The 25164-nt window shown below is 60.0% G+C and carries 25 protein-coding genes and 3 tRNA genes; 12 read left to right on the plus strand and 16 right to left on the minus strand.

Features of this window, described 5'->3' with window-relative positions:
• The first annotated feature begins 60 nt into the window (after positions 1–60).
• From prmC to kdsA, 4 genes are all read left to right on the plus strand, one after another.
• Positions 61–912: a peptide chain release factor N(5)-glutamine methyltransferase gene (gene prmC / locus AB5Y84_RS18625; protein ID WP_257725299.1), complete on the plus strand. Its 852-nt coding sequence runs from the start codon at positions 61–63 to the stop codon at positions 910–912.
• 56 nt (positions 913–968) lie between these two features.
• Positions 969–1352, plus strand: a complete 384-nt coding sequence (locus tag AB5Y84_RS18630; protein ID WP_005334939.1) for a SirB2 family protein — start codon at positions 969–971, stop codon at positions 1350–1352.
• 12 nt (positions 1353–1364) lie between these two features.
• Positions 1365–2165 carry a SirB1 family protein gene (locus AB5Y84_RS18635; RefSeq protein ID WP_257725300.1) on the plus strand — a complete coding sequence of 267 codons (801 nt, stop codon included), beginning with the start codon at positions 1365–1367 and terminating at the stop codon, positions 2163–2165.
• Positions 2166–2262: 97 nt separating this feature from the next.
• Positions 2263–3117, plus strand: coding sequence for a 3-deoxy-8-phosphooctulonate synthase (gene kdsA / locus AB5Y84_RS18640; protein ID WP_005334937.1), 855 nt, complete (start codon positions 2263–2265; stop codon positions 3115–3117).
• Positions 3118–3267: 150 nt separating this feature from the next.
• On the opposite strand, the gene grcA is transcribed toward kdsA, so the two are convergent.
• On the minus strand, positions 3268–3648 hold the full coding sequence (grcA, locus tag AB5Y84_RS18645) for an autonomous glycyl radical cofactor GrcA (protein WP_005334936.1): 381 nt from the start codon (positions 3646–3648) through the stop codon (positions 3268–3270).
• A 367-nt stretch (positions 3649–4015) separates the two neighbouring features.
• Between grcA and AB5Y84_RS18650 the strand changes: the two genes are divergently transcribed.
• The 3 genes from AB5Y84_RS18650 to AB5Y84_RS18660 all read left to right on the plus strand — a co-directional run bounded on the left by AB5Y84_RS18650 (position 4016) and on the right by AB5Y84_RS18660 (position 6125).
• Complete coding sequence (locus tag AB5Y84_RS18650; protein ID WP_005334935.1) at positions 4016–4756, plus strand: ABC transporter substrate-binding protein; 741 nt, start codon at positions 4016–4018, stop codon at positions 4754–4756.
• A 69-nt stretch (positions 4757–4825) separates the two neighbouring features.
• Positions 4826–5503, plus strand: coding sequence for a uracil-DNA glycosylase (gene ung, locus AB5Y84_RS18655; RefSeq protein WP_005334934.1), 678 nt, complete (start codon positions 4826–4828; stop codon positions 5501–5503).
• 70 nt (positions 5504–5573) lie between these two features.
• Positions 5574–6125 (plus strand): hemerythrin domain-containing protein, encoded by a 552-nt coding sequence (locus AB5Y84_RS18660; RefSeq protein ID WP_005334932.1) that lies wholly within the window; start codon positions 5574–5576, stop codon positions 6123–6125.
• A 100-nt stretch (positions 6126–6225) separates the two neighbouring features.
• Here the strand turns inward: AB5Y84_RS18660 and ygjK are convergent, their stop codons facing one another.
• From ygjK to AB5Y84_RS18680, 4 genes are all read right to left on the minus strand, one after another.
• Positions 6226–8706, minus strand: coding sequence for an alpha-glucosidase (gene ygjK, locus AB5Y84_RS18665; RefSeq protein WP_257725301.1), 2481 nt, complete (start codon positions 8704–8706; stop codon positions 6226–6228).
• Positions 8707–8901: 195 nt separating this feature from the next.
• Positions 8902–9702: an AraC family transcriptional regulator gene (locus AB5Y84_RS18670; RefSeq protein WP_159157396.1), complete on the minus strand. Its 801-nt coding sequence runs from the start codon at positions 9700–9702 to the stop codon at positions 8902–8904.
• Positions 9703–9713: 11 nt separating this feature from the next.
• Positions 9714–10250, minus strand: a complete 537-nt coding sequence (locus tag AB5Y84_RS18675) for a YbhB/YbcL family Raf kinase inhibitor-like protein (protein WP_181223863.1) — start codon at positions 10248–10250, stop codon at positions 9714–9716.
• Positions 10251–10447: 197 nt separating this feature from the next.
• Positions 10448–11704, minus strand: coding sequence for an adenylosuccinate synthetase (locus AB5Y84_RS18680; RefSeq protein WP_005362191.1), 1257 nt, complete (start codon positions 11702–11704; stop codon positions 10448–10450).
• Positions 11705–11874: 170 nt separating this feature from the next.
• Between AB5Y84_RS18680 and AB5Y84_RS18685 the strand changes: the two genes are divergently transcribed.
• On the plus strand, positions 11875–12789 hold the full coding sequence (locus tag AB5Y84_RS18685; protein WP_182963453.1) for a LysR family transcriptional regulator: 915 nt from the start codon (positions 11875–11877) through the stop codon (positions 12787–12789).
• A 104-nt stretch (positions 12790–12893) separates the two neighbouring features.
• Here AB5Y84_RS18685 and AB5Y84_RS18690 read toward each other — a convergent pair whose 3' ends face one another.
• Both AB5Y84_RS18690 and AB5Y84_RS18695 read right to left on the minus strand, forming a co-directional pair.
• Positions 12894–14306, minus strand: a complete 1413-nt coding sequence (locus AB5Y84_RS18690) for a TAXI family TRAP transporter solute-binding subunit (protein WP_368177545.1) — start codon at positions 14304–14306, stop codon at positions 12894–12896.
• Between the two features lie 81 nt (positions 14307–14387).
• Complete coding sequence (locus AB5Y84_RS18695; protein WP_368177546.1) at positions 14388–15533, minus strand: MalY/PatB family protein; 1146 nt, start codon at positions 15531–15533, stop codon at positions 14388–14390.
• 182 nt (positions 15534–15715) lie between these two features.
• On the opposite strand from AB5Y84_RS18695, the gene AB5Y84_RS18700 reads away from it, so the two are divergent.
• A complete protein-coding gene (locus AB5Y84_RS18700) occupies positions 15716–16888 on the plus strand; it encodes an MFS transporter (RefSeq protein WP_323911576.1) in 1173 nt (390 codons plus the stop codon).
• A 15-nt stretch (positions 16889–16903) separates the two neighbouring features.
• On the opposite strand, the gene AB5Y84_RS18705 is transcribed toward AB5Y84_RS18700, so the two are convergent.
• Both AB5Y84_RS18705 and AB5Y84_RS18710 read right to left on the minus strand, forming a co-directional pair.
• A complete protein-coding gene (locus AB5Y84_RS18705) occupies positions 16904–17818 on the minus strand; it encodes a LysR family transcriptional regulator (RefSeq protein WP_368177547.1) in 915 nt (304 codons plus the stop codon).
• Between the two features lie 132 nt (positions 17819–17950).
• Positions 17951–18706: a YciK family oxidoreductase gene (locus AB5Y84_RS18710; protein ID WP_005334909.1), complete on the minus strand. Its 756-nt coding sequence runs from the start codon at positions 18704–18706 to the stop codon at positions 17951–17953.
• Between the two features lie 222 nt (positions 18707–18928).
• Here AB5Y84_RS18710 and sohB point away from each other — a divergent pair, with 222 nt between their 5' ends.
• Together sohB and AB5Y84_RS18720 are read left to right on the plus strand one after the other, a co-directional pair.
• Entirely contained in the window at positions 18929–19936 is a 1008-nt protein-coding gene (gene sohB / locus AB5Y84_RS18715) for a protease SohB (protein WP_368177548.1), read from the plus strand.
• A 187-nt stretch (positions 19937–20123) separates the two neighbouring features.
• Complete coding sequence (locus AB5Y84_RS18720; RefSeq protein ID WP_257687859.1) at positions 20124–21347, plus strand: MFS transporter; 1224 nt, start codon at positions 20124–20126, stop codon at positions 21345–21347.
• 36 nt (positions 21348–21383) lie between these two features.
• Here AB5Y84_RS18720 and AB5Y84_RS18725 read toward each other — a convergent pair whose 3' ends face one another.
• The gene (locus AB5Y84_RS18725; protein WP_042054520.1) at positions 21384–21737 is read right to left on the minus strand and encodes a DsrE/DsrF/TusD sulfur relay family protein; all 354 of its coding nucleotides are present in this window, start codon (positions 21735–21737) and stop codon (positions 21384–21386) included.
• 158 nt (positions 21738–21895) lie between these two features.
• Between AB5Y84_RS18725 and AB5Y84_RS18730 the strand changes: the two genes are divergently transcribed.
• Entirely contained in the window at positions 21896–22288 is a 393-nt protein-coding gene (locus tag AB5Y84_RS18730; protein WP_368177549.1) for a DUF1090 domain-containing protein, read from the plus strand.
• 74 nt (positions 22289–22362) lie between these two features.
• Here the strand turns inward: AB5Y84_RS18730 and AB5Y84_RS18735 are convergent, their stop codons facing one another.
• The 6 genes from AB5Y84_RS18735 to AB5Y84_RS18760 form a co-directional block, all read right to left on the minus strand.
• Positions 22363–22611, minus strand: a complete 249-nt coding sequence (locus AB5Y84_RS18735) for a YfhL family 4Fe-4S dicluster ferredoxin (protein ID WP_005334896.1) — start codon at positions 22609–22611, stop codon at positions 22363–22365.
• A gap of 1 nt (position 22612) precedes the next feature.
• The gene (yegQ, locus tag AB5Y84_RS18740) at positions 22613–23974 is read right to left on the minus strand and encodes a tRNA 5-hydroxyuridine modification protein YegQ (protein WP_021229833.1); all 1362 of its coding nucleotides are present in this window, start codon (positions 23972–23974) and stop codon (positions 22613–22615) included.
• A gap of 277 nt (positions 23975–24251) precedes the next feature.
• A complete protein-coding gene (locus AB5Y84_RS18745) occupies positions 24252–24542 on the minus strand; it encodes a hypothetical protein (protein WP_167556875.1) in 291 nt (96 codons plus the stop codon).
• A gap of 142 nt (positions 24543–24684) precedes the next feature.
• A tRNA-Tyr gene (locus AB5Y84_RS18750) sits at positions 24685–24769 on the minus strand.
• A 44-nt stretch (positions 24770–24813) separates the two neighbouring features.
• Positions 24814–24898: transfer RNA gene (locus tag AB5Y84_RS18755), tRNA-Tyr, on the minus strand.
• A 39-nt stretch (positions 24899–24937) separates the two neighbouring features.
• Positions 24938–25022, minus strand: a tRNA-Tyr gene (locus AB5Y84_RS18760).
• Positions 25023–25164 lie beyond the last annotated feature (142 nt).

A 25164-nucleotide genomic window follows, 5' to 3' on the forward strand; every position in this document is an offset into this window, starting at 1 on the left:
GCAAATGGTGATCCGGCAAGCTCGCATTAAGTGTGCTGCCCATATGGTGGAGTGGCACTGATGCAGATCCAGCAGGCCCGCGCCCATATCATGACTGTGTTGGCCGGGGGGGAGTCCCCGCGCGCCGATGCCGACGTACTGCTCTGTCATCTGCTCGGGTGTCGTCGCAGCTATCTGATGACCTGGCCCGAGCGTGAGCTGGATGCCGCCCAGCAGGCCACCCTGCAGGGGTGGCTGGCTCGTCGTCTCAACGGCGAACCCATTGCTCATCTCGTTGGAGAGCGGGAGTTCTGGTCGCTGCCGCTGAAAGTGAGCCCGGCGACCCTGATCCCGCGCCCCGATACCGAGGTGCTGGTCGAGCAGGCGCTGACCAGAATCCCGCAAAGGCCGTGCGCCGTGCTGGATCTGGGCACCGGCACCGGCGCCATCGCGCTGGCGCTCAAGTCCGAGCGGCCCGAGGTCGATGTGTGGGCAGTGGATCGGATGGCCGATGCCGCGGCGCTAGCCCGCGAGAACAGCGCCGCGCTGGGATTGCCCATCGAGGTGCGCGACGGCAGCTGGTTCGAGCCCCTTGGCGAGCCGGATCGCGACAATACGCCACGTTTTGCGGTGATTGTCTCCAATCCCCCCTATATTGATGGCGCCGATCCCCATCTCGAGCAGGGTGACGTGCGCTTTGAACCCCGCTCGGCGCTGGTTGCCGATGACGCCGGGCTGGCTGATATCCGCCACATCGTGGCCCATGCCCCCGCTTATCTGCTGACCGATGGCTGGTTGCTGCTGGAGCATGGCTGGGATCAGGGGGAGGCGGTGCGTCAGTTGCTGCGTGATGGCGGCTACCGCGAGGTAGCCACGGTGCGTGATTACGGGGATAACGACAGGGTGACGCTGGGCCTCTGCCCGCTGCGCTGACAGCCCCTTACTGTTACACGGCGGGTTGCCTGTGCGCCCCCATGCAAGGATTGAATATGGTTTTTGTGCTCAAACACCTGCACCTCACCCTGATTGCCGGGGCCGTGCTGATGTTTATGCTCCGCTTCTACTGGGTACAGACCGCCACTGGCCGTGCTTACAGTGCGCCGGTGATGAAGGTCAGCGGTTGGCTCAACGGTCTGGTGGTGCTCTCCGGCGTATTGCTCTGCATGGTGCTGGATCTCAACCCGCTCAATAACGGAACGCCCTGGCTCAGCGAGAAGCTGATGGCCATTCTGGTGCTGGTATTTCTGGCGGCGATGGCGCTGCGGCTGGCCAAAAGCAATCTGGTGCGCTGGTGCTCCTTTCTGGGGGCGCTCGGCTGGATCTACTTTATTGCCAAGTTGGCAGTGCTCAAACAGACGAGTGTGTTCGGCTAAGGCATGAAGAAAATGTTACACATAGACGAATGGACCGATTTCGAAGCCCACGACATCACCGAACTGGCGTTGTCAGTCAGCGACGAGATTTATGGCTCGGTCGAGGAGGGGATGCGCGAGTTGAACCTGCTGGACGAGTGGCTGGATGAGCAGATCGAAGAGGGCACCTGCGACGAGGTGCGCCAGCAGTTGCTGCAAGGCTTCTACCACAGCCTCGGTTTTCATGGCGACTGGCAGGACTACTTCTCGGCCAACAACTGCGATCTCAATCAGGTGCTGGTTCAGCGCAAAGGGATCCCGGTCAGCCTCGGCATTCTCATCATCCAGCTGGGACGCAAGCTTGGGCTCGATGTGGAGGGGATCTGCTTCCCCGGCCACTTCCTGGTGAGCTTTGCCGGTGGCGAGGGGGAGGTCTATGTCGACCCCTTTACCGGCGACGAGCTGAGTCTGGCCCGCATCGAGCTGCTGCTGCGCGGTGCGTTGGGAGACTTGGCGACCCTCACTCCCGACTACCTGCAGCCCTCCGGCCAGTGGGAGATCATCGAACGGCTGCTCAACGTCAGCAAGGGTGCCCTGCTGCGGGAAGATCGCATGCCCGAGGCGCTGCGTTGCAGCGAGTTGTTGCTGCGGATGAAGCCTGGCGATCCGCTGGAGACGCGGGATCGCGGCTTTATCTACGAGCAGCTCGATTGCCCGCGCCAGGCCGCCGACGATTTTGAATATTTTATTGAACAATGCCCGGACGATCCGGTTGCCGATGTGCTGAAAGTGCAGCTGGCCACGCTGGATCTGAGCCCCAAGCCCCTCCATTAAGGGCGGCTTGAAACTGAAACAGAAGAATATCAAGGCCGTTGCGACCGGTCGCAACGGAGTAACTAGGCTTCAGGCCCTTTTATTAAGGATGTCTTAGATGGAACAGAAGAATATCAAGATCAACCAGATCGATGTTGCCAACGACAAACCGTTCGTGCTGTTTGGCGGCATGAATGTGCTGGAGTCTCGCGACATGGCGATGGCGGTGTGCGAGAAGTACGTGGAAGTGACCAGCAAGCTGGGCATCCCGTTTGTCTTCAAGGCGAGCTGGGATAAGGCGAACCGCTCCTCCATCCACTCCTATCGTGGCCCGGGTCTGGAAGAGGGGATGAAGATTTTCCAGGAGCTGAAAGCGACCTTCGGCATGCCGGTCATCTCCGATCTGCACGAACCCCATCAGGCCAAGCCGGTCGCCGAGGTGGTTGACGTTATCCAGCTGCCCGCCTTCTTGGCACGCCAGACTGATCTGGTGGAAGCCATGGCCCGCACCGGCAACGTCATCAACATCAAGAAGCCGCAGTTCCTCAGCCCAAGCCAGATGAAGAACATCACCGACAAGTTTGAGGAGTGCGGCAACGACCAGCTGATCCTGTGCGAGCGCGGTGCCAACTTCGGCTACGACAACCTGGTGGTGGATATGCTGGGCCTGGGCGTGATGAAGAAGAGCACCGGTGGCTATCCGGTGATCTTTGACGTGACCCACTCCCTGCAGTGCCGTGATCCGCTGGGTGCCGCCTCCGGTGGCCGTCGCGAGCAGGTGACCGAGCTGGCGCGCGCTGGCATGGCGGTCGGTCTGGCCGGTCTCTTTATCGAATCCCACCCGGATCCGAAAATTGCCCGTTGTGATGGTCCGAGCGCCCTGCCGCTGGAGAAGCTGGAAGGCTTCCTCAAACAGATGAAGGCCATCGATGACCTGATCAAGGGCTTCGAACCCCTCGATACGTCGGCCTGATCCCGACGCTGTCATGCCTGATGAAAATGCCCCGCAATGCGGGGTATTTTTTGATAAGGATGCGGCGACAAGCACGCATAAAAAAACGGCCGATTGGCCGTTTTTTTGTGCTGATACTGCGAGTATCAGCTGTTCACTGCAGGGCGCTGATTACAGGCTCTGGGTGAAAGTACGGGTAACCACGTCACGCTGCTGTTCCGGGGTCAGGGCGTTGAAACGCACTGCGTAGCCAGATACACGGATGGTCAGCTGCGGGTACTTCTCCGGGTTTTCGATAGCATCTTCCAGAGTTTCGCGACGCAGCACGTTGACGTTCAGGTGCTGGCCACCTTCAACAGCAGGCTCAGCCTGAACCGGCAGTTCGCGGTATTCGAACTGACCCAGGTCAGCCAGTTGCACTTCTTGATCGGCAGCGAAAGCATCGCCTTTGACGCAGATGCAGCGAGCTTGTTGCTTCTCTTCGTCCAGCAGCCAGAAAGAGTTCAGCAGAGCGGTGTTGGCGGCCTGGGTGATTTGAATGCCTTTGATCATGGTATGACTCCTCAATGGGAACGCGAATCCAACTGTAAGGAAATTACCCTGATGTATTTAAGCTACCGTCGATGGCGATGACTTAAAGGGCCCTTGCCTTACACCTTTTCTTTGATAGGGTCATATATACCACGGTGGTAATATTACCAAAATTGATCTAGATCAAGAAAATCCGACAAAGCGCCATTTCAATGGGATTGAATTCTTGAGTTGAATCAAAAATAGGTCATTTTTCTGATTTTGTAAGATATCCAGATTATGCATCTTTTATCTCGTCAATCTAGTAATTTAACTACATCTTTTCGGCTTTTTCTGAGGTTAATTGAGGGGTTGGCTACACTCAGCAAAAAAGCGAGGAGAGTGCCGGGTGAATAATGGGTGGCGAAAGTGGGCATGGCTGGCCCTGTGCTGTTGCTGGGCAAGCAGTGTTGCGGTGCGGGCCGAGACGGTGCGTATTGCTGTGGGCGAGTGGCCGCCCTATATCAGTGAGGCGCTGCCCAATCAGGGCTTTCTCTGTGAGGTGGTGCGCCAGGCCTTTGCCGAAGAGGGGCTCGATGTCAGCTTTCACTTCTATTCCTGGGCCGAGGCTTACCGACTGACTCTGGAGGGGCGCTATGTGGTCACCATGCCCTGGTTTCGCTCCCGCGAACGGGAGCAGCTTTTCTATCTCTCCGCCTCGCTCGGCCATTTCACCACCCGCTTGATGACGCTTACCGGTACGCCCGCGGTCAATCTGGGTGAGCTGAAACACGAGCCGGTCGGGGTAACCCGTGGCTATTTCTATGGCGATGGTTTTGCCGCTCGCCAAGCCGGGCTCACCCTCGAGTGGTCAGATTCCGATGAGGAGAGCATGGGCAAGCTGCTCGACGGGCGGATCCACTATCTGGTGATGGATGAGCAGGTGGCACAGACTCTGTTCCAACAGGCGCTCGTTCGTCATCCCCAATCGCTGTCACTGACCGGTGCCGCCGACCCCATCTGGTCGCAACCGGGATACCTGCTGATGCGCAAGGCCGATCCCGAGGCGCGCCGTCTGATGCTGCTGTTCAATAGCGGGCTGCGCAAGCTGGAGCGCTCGGGGCGCCTCGCCAGGCTCTGGAAAGCGTGAGCCACGGTTGCGTCTTGCGGGCTGGCCCCCTATCCTGAGCCCTTCGCCGTATCAAGTGAGGAGGCCGGGGTGCTGACCTGGAGTGATGTGATTGGCTCTGAGAAAGAGCAGGACTATTTCAAGAGTACGCTGGCAACTGTCAGAGCCGAGCGGGAAGCGGGCAAGGTGATCTATCCGCCAGCCACCGATGTGTTCAATGCCTTCAAGCTGACCGAGCTGGATCAGGTCAAGGTGGTGATCCTGGGCCAGGACCCCTACCACGGCCCCAATCAGGCGCACGGTCTCTGCTTCTCCGTTCTGCCCGGCGTGCGTACGCCTCCCTCACTGGTCAACATCTATAAAGAGATGCAGCGTGACCTGCCAGGTTTCGTCACACCCAATCACGGCTTTCTCGAATCCTGGGCCAAACAGGGTGTCCTGCTGCTCAACACTGTGCTGACGGTGCAGGCCGGTCAGGCCCATTCCCACGCCCATCTGGGATGGGAGACCTTTACCGATCGGGTCATCGAGCAGATCAATGCCAGTTGTCAGGGGGTGGTGTTCCTGCTGTGGGGTGCCCACGCCCAGAAGAAAGGACGTTTCATCGACCGCCAGCGCCACTATGTGCTGACCGCGCCGCACCCGAGCCCACTCTCTGCCCACCGCGGTTTCATCGGTTGCGGTCACTTTAGCGAGACCAATCGCTTGCTGGAACAACAGGACAAGAGTCCGATAGAGTGGAAATCTGTCTGCATCCCACTTGATTGAGTGCAAAGTTCGGGCGACAAATGACCGTATACTCAGGGACATAAGATTTATTCAGAGCCAAGGAGTGCCCATGTTATCCAGTCTGCACAAGGACCATCTCAACATCGCCCGACTTTTGGAGCTGCTCAAGCACAAGCTGGCAGCCATCCGTGCCGAAGAGCCCATCAGCTATTTTCTGGTGCGCGATGTCATCGACTACCTGCGGGAGGTCTCTGACAAGTACCACCATCCCAAGGAAGACCTCATCTATGACTACTACCTGAAATATCGGGTGGTGGAGGGTGAGGTCGCCAACCGCCTGCAGGAGGAGCACGTCAAGCTGCTGGAGGCCGGGGCCGATCTCAAGGAGATGGTGGAGATGATCCTGATGGATGCGGTGATCCCCCTCGATCAGTTCACTACCAAGCTGGAGCGCTTCGTGGAGCTGCAAGAGGCACACATGAACTATGAAGAGGGGGTGATCTTCCCCCATCTGCGTGACTCCCTGACCGAGGATGACTGGCGTCATCTGGAGCAAAACTGGCAGAACCGCGCCATTGGCGACCCCCTGTTCGGGGCTGAGGTGAGCCAGCACTTCCAGGCACTGGCCAAACGCCTCTCTTTGCCGCTCACGACCAGTTAAGACGAGCCCGAACCCGCAGCGCGGCGGGTATTGTGTGAGTGCAACTTGAGTGAAAACAGAAAGGCCTCCATTCGGAGGCCTTTTGCATGGTGGAGCAAGCTTACGCCTGTGGTTTCAGGAAGTTGCGATAGAGCATATAGAGGTGGGCCGAGCTCCAGCTGAAGTTGCTGGCCCCCTGCATGGCGCCGGTCTCCGGATTGTAGTTTTCGCGGATGGGGCCGCTGCCCGCCAAGCCCTCTGCGTTGTTGAACAGCTTGTTGACCAGAGCCTCGGCATCGCTGCGGTAGCCGTAGTTTTCGAGCCCCTTCACCCCGAAGTAGAACTGATCGAGCCATACCCGGCCGCGCCAGTAGATATTGGGATCGTAGGCCGGGTTGGTCAGCGCCGCTGTGCCCAGCGGGATCTTTGTGTTGAACTCCTGGGCGTTGAGCATGACCTCACGCACCCGCGCCGCTTTCTCCTTGTCGGCGACCTCTGCCCAGAGCGGGCTCCACCCTTCCGGGCCACGGCCGCGGGCGGTCAGCAATTTGCCGACGCAGCCGTTGCCGTCAGCAACATCCCCCTGAGCAATCTGGCGATCGTAATAGAAGCCTGATGCCTCATCGAACATGCAGCTGTTGATGTAACCAGCCAGCTGGGTCGCGCCATCGCGGTAGCGGCTCGCGTCGTCCGGCTTGCCAAGCAGGTCGGCCATATCTGCCAGAATGCGTTTCTCTTTGGCGAGGAAGGCGTTGAGCTCCACTGACTCCTGATCGATGGAGAAACCGATCAAATCGCCATTGTCCTGATGGTTTTCAAAGAAGGCGACGTTCCAGTCCTGACGCGCCTTGGCCAAATCTCCGCCATAGGTCTTGTCGGCATAACGTTGCAGCTGGCCCGGTTCGATAAAGCCGAAGCGGGCGGCGTTGTCCATGCCGGACTCCCAACCGGCGCCGTGCTGGGCACCGATATCCATGTCGCTGTAACCGCCCACGTTCAACACCTGTTGATAGAGCGGCATTCCGGCGCAGGCATACCAGCCATCCCCCTCACTGGTACAGCTGGAGAGATCCAGCCCGGCGGGAATACCGTTGGAGTACTGCACCTTGAAGGTGATATTGCCGTACTCGTCATTGTGCTCCACATGCTTGGTAGCGCCATATTCGATGATGCCGTTGCGGTTGTTGTCCCGCGCGCGGTACCACCAGTCGTGGTAGGCCTGCAGCTTGGGATACATCTCGGCGATAAAGGCCTTGTCCTTGGTAGCGTTGTAGATTTCCCAGATGGCCCAGGCGGAGAGGGGCGGCTTGGTGTCGCGCTCGTTCCAGTTGCCGCCATCGCCACCGCGATCCGCCAGCTTGTTGTAGAAGACTGCGTCGATCACCATGCCCGCATCCTGTGGTCGCACCGGATCATCCGGCTGTACCTGATAGTCATACATGGCGCGCACGTTGTTCTTGGCTACCTCAGGGTTGAAGTGCGCCATGGCATAGGCGTGCTTCCAGCTGTCCCAGGCCCAGACGCCGTCGAACCAGCGGGCGGTATTGGAGGGGGTCACCCCGTCGTGGAGGATGGCGCCAGCCGGGGAGCGCCAGTTGCCGCTGAGGGTCTCCATCGCTTTGACGGCGATACGACGCTCCGACTCGGTGATCCCCTGATTGGAGAGACCCTTGGCAAGGTAGCCCTCCCAGCGGCGGATGGAGTCGGCAAAATAGCTGGCCGGGTTGGCCAGCAGTGCCTGACGGCTCTGCTGATGGCGGCTGGCGTCATCTGCGGAGTGGAGATAGCTCTGCAGGGTGTAGATATCCTCGCTCCCCTTGGCGGCCAGGGTAATGCTGGCGTCGCTTTGGTAGCCCAGTGTCTTCTGGTCGAGGGTGGTGCGACTTGGCAGGGTGCGGTCGATGCGATAGCGGGCGCTGCCGCTCTGCATGATGTTCCAGGTGCTGCGCAGTTTACCGAACTGGAATTCGATTCCTTTGTCGCTCTCGCTGATGGTGCGTGTCCAGCCTGGATATTTGCTGGCAATCGTATCCTTGGCATCCCATTGATTGAGCAACTCACCCTGCCAGTTGAGGTTGAGGGTGAGCGGTGCATCGGTCTGGTTGATGAGTCGGGTGCGGATAAGGGCGGTGCGGGCATCGCCATAACGCAGCTCCAGCTCCAGCGTGAAGGGCTCGAACTCGAAGCGTTGCACCAGCGCACCGGGAATGGCGTACACCTCCTGCTTGCGGGCGCTGGTGAGCGGGAACGGGCGGCCGCTCGTATCGCTCAGGGTGAGCTTGTCCAGCTCGCTGGCAAAGAAGAGGCTGTACTCCTCGGAGATGACCATGGGGCCGGTAAAGCCCCCCCACTCCTTGTCGCTGGCAGGCAGCAGGAAACCGTGCCAGGCCCCCAGATCGAGCAGCGGGTTGTATTTGAGGTTGGAGTAGCTGTCAAAGTCGCGGAATTGGGTCGGTGTTCCCCGACGGTCGATCACGTCCTTGTACTGGATGGCCTGCTCCGGTTTGGCGACTGTGCTGCTCTCTGTCTGGTTATCGTTGCAGGCAGTCAGTCCGAACAGGGCGGTGCCTAGGGCTACCGAGAGTAAAGTTTTACGAAACATTTCTCGCTCCAATTCCGTTTATGTAGGTTAAAAGGAAGATTTTTTACGCTTATTTTTAGTGAAAAGGTGTTCGGTAGCCATTGTATGGCAAGGGAAAAGGGAGCGTTGGCGCGAGATCACACTCTGAAGAGGCGACAATGTGAGCGGGATCACCGGGTTACATCAGGTTACATAAGATTGGATTTAAGTAATATTTTACTTGCCGTTGCTCGCCAATCTGGCAGGGCAGGTGTGCAGGTATTGGTGGGGCGTCAGGCCGAACTCCTGTTTGAAGCGGGCGGCAAAGCGACTGGGGGAGTCATAACCGCAGGCGAGGGCGACTTCCAGCGGGGTCAGGCCCTGTTGCAACAGGTTGAGGGCGTGGCTCATGCGTACCTGAGCCAGCAACTGGCGAAAGCTGCGACCTTCGGCGGCCAGCTTGCGCACCATGGAGGCGCGGCTCATGGAGAAGTGGGGGGCCACTGCCTCCAAGGTGTGGTCGATGCCGGGTTCCACCGCCAGGTAGCGTGCCAGCCGCTCTGCGAGGGTCATGGTGCTGGCGGGAAAGAGTAACCCGAGGGCGTTGGCTGCCCGCAGCTCGGCATAGAAGCTGCGTAGCAGTTCGGCCTGGGTTGCCTCGCTCAGTCCCCGTTCGGCCATGGTGCTGATGAGTTCAAAGCAGAAGGTGAGCCCGGGGGTGACCTTGACGGCGGGTTCCTCCAAATCGGCGTGGGAAGGGGCTGACTCGGCCAGCCACTCCGGCGGTGGTGGAGTGAGCAGCGTGATGGCGTGGGAGCGAAATTTGCCCTGCTCCGGCTGATTGACGAAGGTGAGCTGGTGGCCTGCCGGGATCAGCAGCCACCGCTCCCTGTCAAACGACAGACGTCGCTCGCGCCACCACAGTTGCTTGCTCCCCTGGGTGACCCAGATGAGGGTCGGGGCGTAGATGAGCACCCGGTGCAGGGGCTGCTGGCGGATCCCGAGATAGTGGCTCTGTTGCAGCAGGGGAGTGCTCATCCGGTTGGCTCCTAGGGGGTGACGAAGGTGGCGGTCAGGGTGGCTTTGCCAAGCGCCATGCTGTTAAGCATGTAGCCTACCATAGCGGGCGGGGTATCAGCCTTTACCTCGAGATCATGGGGAAGGGCCCAGGCGGTGAACTGATAGCGGTGCATGCCGTGACCAGCGGGCGGGCAGGGGCCGCCGTAACCCTGGCTGCCAAAGTCGGTGCGGACCTCCAATCCCTGCTTGAGCTTGCCGGAGGCATTGCTGGCCAGTTCGCTCTGGGTGGCAGGCAGGTTAACCACCAGCCAGTGCCACCAACCGCTGCCGGTAGGGGCATCGGGGTCATAGGCGGTGATGGCAACACTCTTGGTGCCTGCCGGCAGATCCTGCCAGCTAAGTTGGGGCGAGTGGTTGTCGCCGCTGCAGCCAAAGCCGTTGAAGCTGAACTGTTTGTCCATCAGCTGGCCTTCGTGAATGTCCGTGCTCTTTAGGGTCATGGCAAAGGCTGGCATGGCCGTCAGGCAGAGCAGTGGCAACAGGGCACTCTGTTTGAGCAATTTCATCGGGTGACTCCTCGTGTGGTAACGGGTTCACTTTAGCGAGAGCAGGGCAGAATAATATTGCAGAACGGCTCAATGTGAGGTCTATTGTTGAGTTAATTGAGCCTTTGGGTGGTTTTTATGGCGATAAGGTAAATAGCAGCCATAAAAAAACCGGCATCAGGGATGCCGGTTTTTTGTTTGACGATAAGAGGTGCGGCTTAGCGCAGGATCATCTCGTCGCGGCCCGGGCCGACGGAAACCATCGGAACCGGTACGCCGAGCAGCTCTTCGATACGCAGCACGTACTGCTGGGCCGCTTTGGGCAGCTCTTCGAAGGTGCGGCAGCCGGTGATGTCTTCGCTCCAGCTTTCCATCTGCTCGTAAACCGGCTTCAGGGCTGCAGTTTGCGGCCAAATCGGGTTCTCGGTGTGGGCACCTTCGTAAGCTACGCAGATCTTCAGATCCGGCAGACCGGTCAGGCAGTCCAGCTTGGTCAGTGCCACTTCGGTGGCGGCTTGCAGCTCGACACCGTTCTTGGTGGCGACGGCGTCGAAGTAACCGACATCACGGGGACGGCCGGTGGTGGCACCGAACTCGTTGGTGATCTTGCGGAACTCGTCCTGGTTCTCCATGGCGGTCAGCAGGGTGCCGGTACCGACAGAGGAGCTGAATGCCTTGGCCACTGCGATGACGCGCTCCGGGCGCAAACCCGGCAGACCGCCACCGATACCGGCGTAGGCGCCAGATACGTGGGAGGAGGTCACCCAGGGGTATTCGCCGTAGATCAGGTCACGGCCAGCGCCCAGCTGGGCTTCGAACAGCAGGGTCTTGCCTTCGGCCTGCAGCGCTTTGAGCGGCATACTGACGTTGCAGACGGCGTCGATCCAGGGGGCAGAGACTTCCAGCAGCCAGTCGGCCATCTCCTGGGCAGTCTGGGTGAATTCGAAGGAGGGGTAGATAGCCTTCATCTGCGGCAGTTTCCAATCCAGCATGAACTGGATGCGCTCGACCAGTACGTCCGGCTGTTTCAGCCAGCCGACCAGGATCGCTTTCTTCATGACGCGATCGCCGTAGGCAGGGGCGATACCCTGACGGGTGGAGCCATAGGCGCCGTCACCCAGACGTTGCTCTTCCAGGGTATCTTCCAGTGCGTGCAGCGGCAGGCACAGGGTTGCGCGGTCAGAGATGGCCAGCTTCGGAGTCACGCCGGAGGCTTTGACTTCCTCGAGCTCGACGGTCAGTTTCTCGGGGCTGATCACCATGCCAGGGCCGAGGACAACCAGGCAATCCGGGTTGAATACGCCACTCGGAACCTGGTGCAGCTTGAAGGTGCCAAGGTCGTTGACCACGGTGTGGCCAGCGTTGTTGCCGCCCTGGAAGCGAATGCTGGCGCCAGCTTGACCTGCCAGATAATCCACGATGCGGCCTTTGCCTTCATCACCCCAGTTAGCACCTACGACTACGATAGACGACATGACTCTTTCTCCTAAGACGTTAGGCGTCCATCCTAGGAGCCTGATGCGGATTAGAAAAATTAATTATCTTTATAATTCCGATAAGAGAACCATATAATTATGGCCAATTAAACGGCAAACCGTCCGATTTTGCCTGGCAAGCCCCGCACATCGCGGGTTGAGGGACTCTTATGCTGGATATTCACTGGCTGCAAACCTTTGTCACCCTGGCCAGATTGCAACATTTTGGCCAGACCGCCACCGAGCTGCACATGACCCAGCCCAATGTCAGCCTGCATATCAAGCGGCTGGAGCAGGCGACCCGGGTGCGGCTGATCGAGCGCAGCCCGTTTCGCCTGACTCAGGCGGGAGAGCGGCTACTGCAAAGCGCCGAGCGCACCATTGCCGAGTTGCAGCTCTGCCAGTCCGATCTCAATGCCCTCAACCAGCTGAGTCAGGGAACGCTGGCCATCGCCGCCAGCGACATCATTTCCCGCCTGCTGCTGATCCAGCCGTTCCAGCGCTTCAAGCGGGAGTTTCCCGGCATCGACCTCACTCTGTTCAACACCACTTCGGATCAGGCGGCCGAGCTGGTCAAGGCGGGCAAGGCGGATCTGGGTTTTGTCATGGCGCAAAAGCGCAGCGAACCGCTCTTCTATACCGAGCTGCAACAGGTGACCTGGTGCGCCCTGGGGCACGGCCTTGCCCGCTGGCAGGCACGGGCGGTGGCGGGGGAGAGCGACCCCCTCGACGAGCCGACCCTGATCCTGCTCGGTCACGACACCCGCACCCGAGCGCTGATCGACCCGTCCCTGCCGCTGTTGGCCTTGCCTCCCTGCCGCATCATGGAGGTGGGCAGCGTGGACGCCCAGCTCGATTGGGCCGAGGCTGGCTTTGGTGTCGCCATCGTGCCGGACTTCTCCCTGCATCCGCGCCTCAACCTCACCGCGCCGGTCACCAGCCTCGGCGACTTTCCCGGTACCAGTCTGGGTTATGTGGTGCGTCAGAATCAGGTGTTGTCGCGGGCCATCAAGCAGTTGCTGCACTGGGTGGAGGAGGAGATCCAGAAGCCCAACCCCTATCTGACCCGGGTGATGGAGCAGTAGCGGGGCGGCAAGGTGAGCAGGCCAATCGACTTCGCCACTGTCGAGCGCATATCAATAATCAGGGCAGCCGAGGCTGCCCTGATGCGTTTGTGGGTGCTGACCACTCAGTGCTGCGGCGGTGTGGCTGCACTGGTGGCAGGAGCGGGAGGTATATCGGTTTTATCCTGCGGTGGGGTTTCGCCAGTCACTGCGCTGCTGGCAGGCTGGGTTGCCTGCTCTTGCGGCGCAGTGGCTGCAGAGGCGCTTTGCGGCAACTGAGCCAAAACTGCAGCCGATGGTGCTGGCGCAGTTGACGCTGCGGCAGAAGGAGCCATGCTCTCACCCTCGGTGGTTGGCGTAGCAGTGAGCTCGGAGGTGACCTCAAGTGCCTCTTCGGGCAAGGGATTAACCTCTGTGGCTTCTGTTGCCACTGCGGCACTGCTGGTGGCGGTCGCGTCAGAGGGCGCAGTCGTCCCGTTGGCGGCGCTCACCGGCCCTGTCGTGGGCACCGCCTCCGAGGCCGATGGCGCTGGTGCTAACGGCTCCGGCATCAGCTGTTCCGCGGTTAACTGCTCGGGGGTCAGTGGCAAGGGGGCTGGCGGTTGATCCGACATCCCCGCATGGAGGGGCAGTTCGGTTTGCGCCTGCAACTGCTCGGGGGTCACCTTGCTCAGGGCAGGATGCAGCCGGCTGAACTGTTTGACTCGGGCCAGCAGGGTATCGCGCACGGTACGGACGATGGGGTCCGGCAGGCTGGCCAGCGCCACCAGTTCGGCACTCATCCCGATATTGTTGATGGCTGTGGTCTGTCCCGGATAGAGGTTGGCGGCGATACGGCTGCGCTGGTAGTAGGGGTGTTGCTTGAGCAGCGTGTCGATCTGCTCCCCTTCGATGGGGATGAGGCGCACCTTGCAGCGGCTGATCAGATCGCCGACCGCCAGACTGGGGTGACCGGCAACCACAAAAGCGGCATCCAGCGAGCCGTCGCACAGCCCTTCCAGCGGTTCGCTGTCCGATTTGAGCTGATAGGCAGCAAACTGCCCGGATTGCCATCCCATGGCCGCCATCAGGGCCTGGCTGGTGATCTGCTCACCGGCGCCTTTGTTGCCCGGATAGATCCGCTTCCCTTCGATATCTGCCAGGGTGGTGATGCCGCTATTGGGGGCGGCCAGCAGGGTTAACGACTCCTGATAGAGGCGAAACAGGCTGCGCAGCTCATTGTTGGCCCCCTGCCCGCTGAAGGGGCCGGTGCCGTGCAGGGCGTGGTGCAACACATCGGACTGCACCAGCGCCAGCTGTACGTCCCCCTTGTCGAGTGCCTTGAGGTTGGCCATCGAGCCACGGGTGCTCTGCACGGTGCAGCTGTCCCCATGCAGGGCATGGCCGGCATTGAGCACCCGGCAGATGGCGCCACCGGTCGGGTAGTAGACCCCGTTGAGCGGGCCCGTTCCGATAGTCAGCGCCTGGCTGCCAAAGGGGAGCAGCGCAGAGAGTGCACAGAGGGGGAGCAGAAGGTGATGCAAGATCCGTAGAGACATAATTGACCGTTGACTGAGTTGACCGCTGGCTGATGACACAGGGGAAAAGGGATGGGGCTTGCCCATCCCGTTGCTGGCTGATCAGGGCTTGTTGTGGTTGAGGATTGCCCGCTCCATCCGCGCCAGTGCGTCGGTCAGTCGTGTCCTGGTGCAGCCGAAGTTGAGCCGCACAAACTGACCATCGCCAAACTGAGCGCCGGGGGAGAGACCAACGCCGGCCTGCTCGAAGAAGGCGATGGGATCGGCAAGGCCAAGGCCGCTCACATCAATCCAGGCCAGATACGTCGCCTGATGGTTGGCCAGCTTGACGCCGGGCCAGCGGGCAACCGCCTGCTGGATCAGGTCCAGATTGGCCGCCAGATAGTCGAGTTGCTCGGTCAGCCACTGTTCGCCACCCTCATAGGCCGCTTCGGCGGCGACAAAGCCCAGCAGGTTGACGTCGGCGCTGATGCCGCGCATCGCCTGTTGCAGCCTGAAGCGCAGACGGGCGTTGGGGATAATGGCGAAGGAGCAGCAGAGACCGGCGATATTGAAGGTCTTGCTCGGGGCCATCATCACCGCGCAGCGCTCGGCTGCTTGTGCACTGATGGCGCCGTAGGGAATGTGGCGGGCATTCTTATCCAGCAGCAGATCGCAGTGGATTTCATCGGAGCAGATCACCAGATTGTGGCGCGCAGCGATGGCATCGATGGCCAGCAGCTCGTCACGGGTGAAGATGGTGCCGCCCGGGTTGTGGGGATTGCAGAGCAGCAGCAGATCTGCGGCGGGGGCCTGACGCTCCAGCTCTTCAAGATCCAGCACCCAGCGACCGGCTTCTTCAATCATCGGCACGGTGAGCAGGGGACGATCATTGAAGCCCGGCGCCTGCAGGAAGGGGTAGTAGACCGGCTTGGGAGTGATGATACCGCGGCCATGCTGGCTCCACGCCTTGCAGGCTAGGTTGAGCCCCGGCACCACGCCCGGCAGGAATACCAGCCATTCGGGCTCGATGGCCCAGCCATAGCGGGTCGCCATCCGTTCGATAATGAGTTCGATCAGGCGCGGCGAGGGGCGTGAATAGCCGAAAATGCCGTGGGCGACCCGTTTGGTCAACGCCTCAATCACGGACGGGGGGGAGACAAAGTCGGTATCGGCAACCCACATGGGCAGCACATCCTGACCCTTGTACTTGTCCCATTTCAGGCTCATGGTGCCACTGCGGTCTACTTCCTGATCAAAATCAAACATGCGAACTCCTTGTGCTGGCAGGATGGGCCTTCACTCTACGGGGTCGCGGCCTCCCTCGCAAGGCGCACACCCGCTTATGCCATCCTTGAGCCCGCTCTTGATAGTGACATAAGATAGGCGCCGAATTTTCATACGGCTGCCGCCCGTTAGCCCGTATCGTCCTTCCAATCAGTGGTAACCCTATGAGCTTGTCGATAGCGGCGGTCAAACGCCCGGACCCCGTATCTCTTTCGTTTCTTGCCGTGACCTTTATGACCGGCGTCGCGGTGGCATTGCAGGTGCCTACCTTAAGTCTGTTTCTGGCCGAGGAGGTGCAGGTGCGCCCCTTTCTGGTCGGGCTCTTCTATACCATCAATGCTGTGGTGGGCATTTTGGTCAGCCAGTGGCTGGGCCATCGCTCCGACAACAAGGGGGACCGCAAGCGACTGATCCTGCGCTGCTGCTTTGCTGGGGTGGCGCTCTCCTTGCTGTTTGCCTGGAACCGCAACTACTGGCTGTTGGCGAGTCTGGGGGTGATGCTGGCGGCGCTGGCGGCCACTGCCAGCCCCCAGCTGTTTGCGCTGGCGCGGGAGTATTCCGACAGCCGCAACCGGCGGGCGGACATGTTCAGCTCGGTGATGCGGGCCCAGTTTTCGCTGGCCTGGGTCATAGGCCCGCCCATCGCCTTCGCGCTGGCCATCGGCTACGGTTTTGAGCTGATGTATCTGGCCTCGGCACTGGCCTATCTGCTCTGTGCTCTGGTGGTGTGGCGCTGGCTGCCCTCGCTGCCTTTGCCCAAGATGGCTGAAGAGACAGAGCGGGTCAGCAGCTGGCGGGATCCGGCGGTGCGGGCGCTCTTTATCGCCTCCACCCTGATGTGGACCTGCAACAGCATGTATCTCATCAATATGCCGCTCTACATCACCCGCGAGCTGGGGTTGGATGAGAAGCTTGCCGGTATCCTGATGGGCACGGCAGCGGCGCTGGAGATCCCCTTCATGCTGCTGGCGGGTTATTACACGGCGCGCTTTGGCAAGCGCCCCATGATGTTGCTGGCGGTGCTGGCTGGCGCGGCCTTTTACACAGGTCTGGTGACCCTCACCGACCAATACGCCCTGATCGCCTTGCAGCTGTTCAACGCCATCTTCATAGGTATCGTGGCGGGGATCGGCATGTCTTACTTTCAGGATCTGATGCCGGGGAGAGCCGGGGTGGCGACTACCCTGTTTGCCAACAGTATCCGCACCGGCTCCATCATGGCGGGGGCCATCGCCGGTGTGGTGGCGGAGGTGTGGAGTTTCCACGGAGTCTTTATGGTGGCGCTGGGATTGGCGCTGGTGGCACTGGCCGCCAGCTGGCGGGTGCCCAACGTCTGACGGGGGATCTGGCTGTTATTTATCGTGCTGGGACTGGGCGTGCGGAAGCGGCGCTGATTCGCCCTGATATTCGTTGCGCAGGCAGCGCAGCAGCAGCTCGGTCGCTGGGCCGAGAGATTCGGGGGAGAGGGTCAGCAGATAGGTGTAGAGGTGGCGCTCGTTGCCGCTCTCCAGAGCCAGCTGTATGAGTGACCCTTCCGCCAGCTCCCGCTCTACCAGATGGCGCGGCAGCCAGGCATAGCCGAGGCCAAGGCGCAGCATGGCGAGCACTTCGTGGTAGTGGGTGGCCTTCCAGCCGGTGTCATCCGCATCGTTCCAGTCTACCGAGCGATGAATGGGGGGGTGAAGGCTGATCTGGTTGTGGCTGGTCAATATATCGCTGCGGATCGCCCCCTCCTCCTGTGCCAGCGGATGGCTGGCGGCGCAGAGGGGCAGCAGGCACACCTCGTCCAGCAGCAGACCGGTGCGATCGCCGGGCAGGTGCTCGGAGAGCATCAGATCCCCCGGTTGCAGGGCGTTGAAGTGGCAGTGAATGCGTTCGTGCAGGTTGACCCGGCAACCCCGACTGCGGGGATAGAAGCTGGCCAGCGCCCGATAGAGGCGATCCCTTGGCTGCAGCGCCGAGACATAGAGGTTGATCTGCGGCTCCCACTGCCGCTCCAGGTTGTTGGCCAGATTTTCCAGCTCTTCCACCTGTTGGCTCAACTGACGGGCCCGCTTGAGGAAGATCTCGCCCGCCGGCGTCAGCACCGCCTTGCGGCCGCGCACCTCCAGCAAGGGCACCCCCAGACTCTGCTGCAACTTTGCAACCGCATGATTGAGGGAGGACTGGCTCTTGTTCAGCGCCTCGGCCGCCTGGGCGTAGCCGCCGCAGTCGACCACCGCCTGAAAGATCCGCCATTGCTCAAACGTGCTCTTGGGACGAAACATAGTTCAACCTGATTGGAGATAGAATGGTCAGTGGTTCGAACAGGGAGCCTGTGCCCCCTATTCAATTTAACCCCTGCCGCACAACACTCTGGGTATTTTATTGATTTATTTGGGCTGGGCCACGCAACTTGTTTATTTTGGCTGAGCCACAAAGGTCTGGCCGGTTTTGCCGCGGCTGTCCGACCCCATCAGGTAGAGGTAGAGCGGCATCAGGTCGGCCGGAGTCTTGAGGTTCATGGGATCTTCCGCCGGGAAGGCGCTGGCGCGCATCTTGGTACGGGTACCGCCCGGATTGAGGGTATTGACCCGCACACCGGTGTTCTCAAGCTCGTCGGCCAGCACTTCCATCATCCCCTCGATGGCAAATTTGGAGATGGCATAGGTGCCCCAGTAGGCGCGCCCCTTGCGTCCCACGCTGGAGGAGGTGTAGACGATGGAGGCATCGCCCTGCGCCTTGGCAGTCTGGCGCAGCAGCGGCAGCAGCGCCTGGGTCAGCAGGAATTCCGATTTGACGTTGACCTGCATCACCTCGTCCCACTCCTTCTCCTGAATATGTTCAAACGGAGAGAGGGTGCCGAGCAGACCGGCATTGAACAGCACGCCATCGAGGCGGCCAAACTGCTGGGCGAAGGTTTCTGCCATGCCGCGGTAGTGGGCGGCGGTGGCCCCTTTCAGATCCACCGGCACGATGGCGGGCAGCGGATAACCGGCCGCTTCAATCTGGTCATACACGGCTTCGAGTTTGGCGCTGGTGCGGCCGAGCAGGATCACGGTGGCACCGTGAGCGGCGTAGGTGAGGGCGGCTTCGCGGCCGATCCCGTCGCCGGCACCTGTGACCAGAATGACTTTATCCTTGAGCAGATCGCGGGGTGCCTGATAATCGAGCATGACAACTCCTGTTAACAAATTCCGGCCATAAGTGCATGGCAATCGGCGCCAAGTGTACTGATCCGCGCGCCTGTTTGACCAGCCAGCGGCAAGAAAAATGTGAAGAAAATAGAGAGGTTGTGATGCTCTGGTTGGTTTTTCCGGGCACTGGCTGCGATTTTTTGCGCGCCTCCATCAAACTCCCTAGAATGTGACGAAAACCGATCCATTCTGGAGTCCATCGTGACATTTCTGACCGAATATGGCCTGTTTTTGGCCAAGATAGTGACCTTCCTGCTGGCCATCGGCGCCATCATCCTGATGATCGTCAGCACTCGCCAGCCGAAAGCCCGCAAGGGGGAGCTGGTGGTGACCGATCTCTCGAGCGAGCTGGAGCAGGGGCAGTTTGCGCTCAAGAGCGCGCTCGCCAGCAAGGCCGAGCGCAAGGTACTGGAAAAGCAGCAGAAGGAAGAGCAGAAAAAACGCACCAAGGCCGGTGATGAGCGCAGTCGTCTGTTCGTGCTCGATTTCAACGGCAGCATGGATGCCAAAGAGGTGGCCTCCCTGCGCGAGGAGGTGAGCGCGGTGATCGGCGTCGCCCAGCCTGGTGACGAGGTGCTGCTGCGACTCGAATCCGGTGGCGGCGTGGTGCATGGCTATGGCTTGGCAGCCTCCCAGCTGCAGCGGCTGCGCGATCGTGACATCAAACTCACCGTTGCGATTGACAAGGTGGCGGCGAGTGGCGGCTACATGATGGCCTGCGTGGCGGACAAGATCCTGGCTGCCCCCTTTGCCATCGTCGGATCCATCGGGGTGATCGCCCAGCTGCCGAACTTCAACAAGTTGTTGAAAAAGCACGATATCGAATTCGAGATGCACACCGCCGGCCAGTACAAGCGCACTATCACCATGTTTGGCGAGAACGACGATCTGGGGCGCGAGAAGTTTCGCGAGGAGCTGGCGGCGATCCACGAGCGCTTCAAGGCCTTTGTGGCCGAACACCGCCCGCAACTCGATATCGATCAGGTCACGACCGGCGAGCACTGGCTGGCGAGTCAGGCCAAGGGGCTGGGGTTGGTGGATACCCTCTGCACCAGTGATGATTACCTGCTGGCGCAGGCCAGCCACCACAAGGTGATCGGCATCAGCTATCGCAAGCCAAAAAGCCTGACCCAGAAGCTGGGGCAGCAGGGCGCGCAGGCACTGGAAGCCGGACTGGGGCGGCTGTGGCAACAGAGCCCCTGGCGCTAAGCGCTAGCCTGAGGGAACTCCCGTGATAAAAAGGCCAGTCGATGCCCATCGGCTGGCCTTTTTGCATCCGGTTGCACCTTGCTGGTGAGCAAAGGTTGTTTCTATTGAGACCCTCTGTTACAACTGAATGCTTTCCCCGTTTATGACAGGATCTTGTGGTAAGAGCTGCGGGGCATGGAGCATAGCGATGTCATGGAGCACCTTCAGGCAATTTACCCCGCTGGTCTGGATCGTCATTCTGGGTACCTTTATGGTGCGTACCAGCTACTACATGGTGTGGCCCTTCCTCTCCATTCTGCTCTATCGGGAGTATGACCTTTCGGCCACCTTCATCGGCCTGTTGCTGGGTGGCTCGATGGCCCTCTCTACCCTGGTCAGTTTCTACGGCGGCTGGCTCTCTGATCGCTTCGGGCGGCGCAGCATACTGCTGGCCGGTTGTCTGGTGGCGATGATCTGTTTCGGCCTGCTCGGTTTTTCGCACGAGGTGTTCTGGCTCGGGGTCGGGGTGATGGGCAGCGGCCTCTCGTCGGGGCTCATCGATGCGCCCGGCAAGGCGCTGATGGCCGACAGTCTGGCCTCGGCCAAGGCGCGGGAGCTGGCACTGCACCTGCGCTATTTTCTGCTCAACCTGGGGGCCGCGCTGGGGCCGCTACTGGGGGTGACCCTCGGGATCAACGCCCAGCAGGAGACCTTCCTGTTTCTGGTGGTGAGCTATCTGCTGCTGGCGCTGGCCTTTGGCTGGGGATTTCGCCGGGCTGGCAGCACAGGCAAGCCGGGGGCGGCAGGCCCCGGACTGCGGGATGCCATCAAGGTGTTGCTGGCGGATCGCGCCTTCCTGCTGCTGGTGATGGCCAATCTCCTGATGGTGCTGGTCTACTCCCAGTTTCACTCGCCGCTGGTGCAATACCTGACCCGAGCCGGTATGCCGCAGGTGGCCGAGCTGGTTGCTCTGCTGGTGGCGACCAATGCCCTGACCGTGGTGCTGCTGCAGTTTCCGCTGCTGCGGTTGTTGTCACGCTGGCCGGTGCGGGTACGGCTTCATATCGGCATGGCGCTCTTTCTGGCTGCCCAATTGCTCTTCGCGCTGGGGGATCCGATGGTGCGCAGCCACTGGTTTGGCGCCGTGCTGCTGCTCAGCATCGGCGAGACCATCCTCTTCCCCCTGCTCAACGTGCTGATCGACCAGATGGCTCCCGCTCATCTCAAGGGGAGCTACTTTGGTGCCAGCGCACTGGCCGGGTTGGGAGGAGCCGCCGGCGCCCTGCTGGGAGGCTGGATCCTCGAGCAGTGGAGCGGGCAGTTGCTCTATGTGCTGATGGCGCTGCTTTGTGTGGCGATTTTTGCGCTTTATGAAGCTGGCGCCCGACATCATGGTCGGCGAAGTGCCCGGCAGGAGTCGGTGATAGGCTAACCGGGCTGACTTCGCCGCTGGCCAGCCCCTTATGGTTCAGAAGGTCAGCACCTTGTCGGCAGCCAGGGTCCATTGGGCCAGCATCGGCAGGTTGCCGACCTCAATGCCCTCGATCAGCGGCAGGGCGGTAATGCCACGGGCATCGGTGCAGGTCTTGCACAGGCGAATGGTGACGCCCTGTGCCAGCAGGATCTCCAGCATCTGGCGCAGGTTGTACCCTTCGGCCGGAGCCTGACCGGCCAGTGCTGCACTCACCGCATCGGACATCAGGAACAGCTTGAGGCTGGCTCCACCCTGCTCCTTGAGGGCGATAGTGAGACGCAAGGCGTTGAACAGGGATTCGCTGCCATAGGGGGCACCGTTGGCAATGACCACAATTTGTTGATTCATAACAGACTCCCGATTGGAAAGAGCGCCATTGTAGAACCAACAGGGTGCCAATTGCGTGATGTTGCACAACTTCTGTCGCACCTTTTTCCCGCTTGCTTGACCCTGCTGCCGATCGAGGTTTTTATGGTCAGCTCGCAAACAAGACCGGATGAATCGAGATGTGGAAAGTATTGGGAGCCGGCTTGCTGCTGTTGGCGGGTCAGGCCTTTGGCAGTGAGGCGGTCGGTTGCAAGGCCCGTCTGCAGGCCGTCAACGACCAGCTGGTGTTTGCCAAAGAACACAAGAACGCCGGGCAGATTGCCGGACTGGAACAGGCCGCGCGCAATATCAAGGCCAACTGTACCGATGAAGGTCTGCTTAAGGAGCAGAAAGAGCGGGTTAACAAACTGCGCGGCGAGGTGGACGAGCACCTGCTCGAGCTGCAGGAGGCGAGAGTCAGTGGCAAACCGGAGAAGATTGCCAAGCGGCAGGCCAGGCTGGAGGAGTCCCAGACCCGGATGCTGGAGGCCCAGCGTGAGCTGGACAAACTGATCCGGCTGGTCGGCAAGTGATGGCCAGCCGCTGCACGCAGGATCAAAAAAGGCCGATTGCTCGGCCTTTTTTCGTTTTACCGTCTGTGCATCAGCTACTGCCGGTGCATCCGCACAAACTTCTCCATCAGCTGATCTTCGGTCTCCACATGAGCGGGATCCCAGATGATGCAGTCGATAGGGCAGACACTGATGCAGGTCGGCTTCTCATAGTGACCGACGCACTCGGTGCAGCGACTGGGGTCGATCTCGTAGATCTCCTCACCCAAGCTGATAGCCTGGTTGGGGCACTCGGGATCGCACATGTCACAGTTGATGCACTTGTCGGTGATAAGCAGCGCCATTTCAGGCCGCCGAGTGGGGCTGACGAGTATCCTCGCGCTCGCCCAGATTGCGCAGCAGGATGCCGTAGTTCACATCCAGATCTTTCGGGACCGGCACATAGACTACGTGACCGTTGCCCGGCGCGGTGTCGATAAGCTCGCCCTTGCGGTTCTCCATCTGCTCCAGATTGAAACGGACGTTGCCCTGCGGGGTCATCAGCTCCAGATTGTTGCCCACCAGGAACTTGTTCTTCACTTCGACCTCGACCATGTCACCTTTGCGACCGGTGATCTCGCCGACAAACTGCTGGGTGTCGGAGACGGAGTAGCCGTAGTCGTAGTTCTGGTATTCGCTGTGGTTGTGACGGCGCAGGAAGCCCTCGGTATAGCCGCGGTGGGCCAGATTTTCGAGGGTGCCCATCAGGCTGCGGTCGAACGGACGACCCGCTACCGCATCGTCGATGGCCTTGCGGTAAACCTGAGCGGTACGGGCGCAGTAGTAGAAGGATTTGGTGCGCCCTTCGATTTTCAGGGAGTGAACGCCCATCTTGGTCAGTCGCTCGACGTGCTCGACGGCGCGCAAGTCCTTGGAGTTCATGATGTAGGTGCCGTGTTCGTCCTCGAACGCGCTCATGTACTCTCCCGGGCGGTTGGACTCTTCCAGTAGCACCAGCGCATCAGTCGGCTTGCCAAGGCCCAGGGTGTTGTCCGGACGCACTTTGATCGGCTCCTGACGGTGGACGATCTGGCCCACGTCATCTTCTTTACCTTCGTGCACCTTGTACTCCCAGCGGCAGGAGTTGGTGCAGGTGCCCTGGTTGGGGTCACGCTTGTTGATATAGCCGGAGAGCAGGCAGCGGCCGGAGTAGGCCATGCACAGCGCGCCGTGAACGAACACTTCCAGCTCCATCTCCGGCACCTGCATGCGGATCTCTTCGATCTCGTCCAGCGACAGCTCGCGGGAGAGGATGGCGCGGGTCAGGCCCATTTGATGCCAGAACTTCACCGTGGCCCAGTTGACCGCGTTGGCCTGCACCGAGAGGTGAATGGGCATATCCGGGAAGGCTTCACGCATCATCATGATAAGACCGGGGTCGGACATGATCAGCGCATCCGGCTTCATCTCAACCACAGGGCGCATGTCGCGGATAAAGGTCTTGAGCTTGGAGTTGTGGGGCTGGATGTTGGCCACCACATAGAACTGCTTGCCCAGTGCATGGGCTTCGTTGATGCCCAGCTGCAGGTTTTCATGATCGAATTCGTTGTTGCGCACCCGCAGGCTGTAGCGGGGCTGACCGGCATAGACGGCATCAGCGCCATAGGCATAGGCGTAACGCATGTTCTTGAGGGAACCTGCGGGGGAGAGCAATTCTGGTTTAAACATGGCGGACTCTTTATATCTGATTGCAAATCAGGACGATGCCACCTGATGGCATCGTAGTGGTTGAGCTGCGGTGCAAGATGCACTCCGAGAGGAGGCTCAATGCAGCGCAACCCGATGACGGCATACCCGGGCCTATCTACAGAAGATGCGCCGGATATTCGGGGTGCGAGATTGTACTCGCCCCCACGTCATCATGCAATTTGGCAGGAATATCATGCGAATGGAAAATCAGTTTTTAGGTAATCTGTGGTGGTGGGTTAGCGATAGTTGCTGATGTTCAATTATCTAGTGCGAGTTGAAAATCGGGAAACTGTTCGCTCATAAAATTGCGGGGGCTGTGGCCATTGCCTGCGCTGGCCAGCCATTCCCAATCCAGTCTTGGCGAGCCCGCTTTGAAGCGTTGATAGGCAACGCCCTGATGAATGGTCAGAAAGAGGGTCGTGGGGAGTCCCAGCTTGTTGCTGTAGCGCACCATCAGATCACCCTGATAGTCGTTGCTGATTCTGACTTTGAGCGCCTGCAGTGTCAGACCGGTGGCGTGACCATGCTCGTCCCAGACTTCAAACATGATATGAACACTCTGATGTCGATGATGCCACGATGAGCAAGATGGGATGCAATTGCAACTGTCAGATCTGACAAGGTCGGGAAAATGTGATGAGAATGGCAGAAAGCGAAAACCCGGCGCTAGGCCGGGTTTTCTTGAATGATGGTGGAGGGAGAAGGATTCGAACCTTCGAAGGCAGAGCCGTCAGATTTACAGTCTGATCCCTTTGGCCGCTCGGGAACCCCTCCACAGGGGCAAAGCAAATTGTATTCAGCCGTTGTAATCAGGGAAATGGTGGAGGGAGAAGGATTCGAACCTTCGAAGGCAGAGCCGTCAGATTTACAGTCTGATCCCTTTGGCCGCTCGGGAACCCCTCCACGGGGTATTTCCTGATTGTCACTACTTTTGCACTTGAATGGTGGAGGGAGAAGGATTCGAACCTTCGAAGGCAGAGCCGTCAGATTTACAGTCTGATCCCTTTGGCCGCTCGGGAACCCCTCCCCAAGTGCGAGGCGCATACTATCAGATCCAGAGGCTTTGTGAACCCCTTGATGAGGCATCTGGCAGTAAAAAATGACTGTTCGTCTATTTTTTGATACATCCAGCTCAAAATTCAAGCTTATCAGCAAGTTGTGCGCTGCTT

It is taken from the genome of Aeromonas sp. s11 (assembly GCF_040907945.1).
GTDB classification, from domain to species: domain Bacteria; phylum Pseudomonadota; class Gammaproteobacteria; order Enterobacterales; family Aeromonadaceae; genus Aeromonas; species Aeromonas veronii.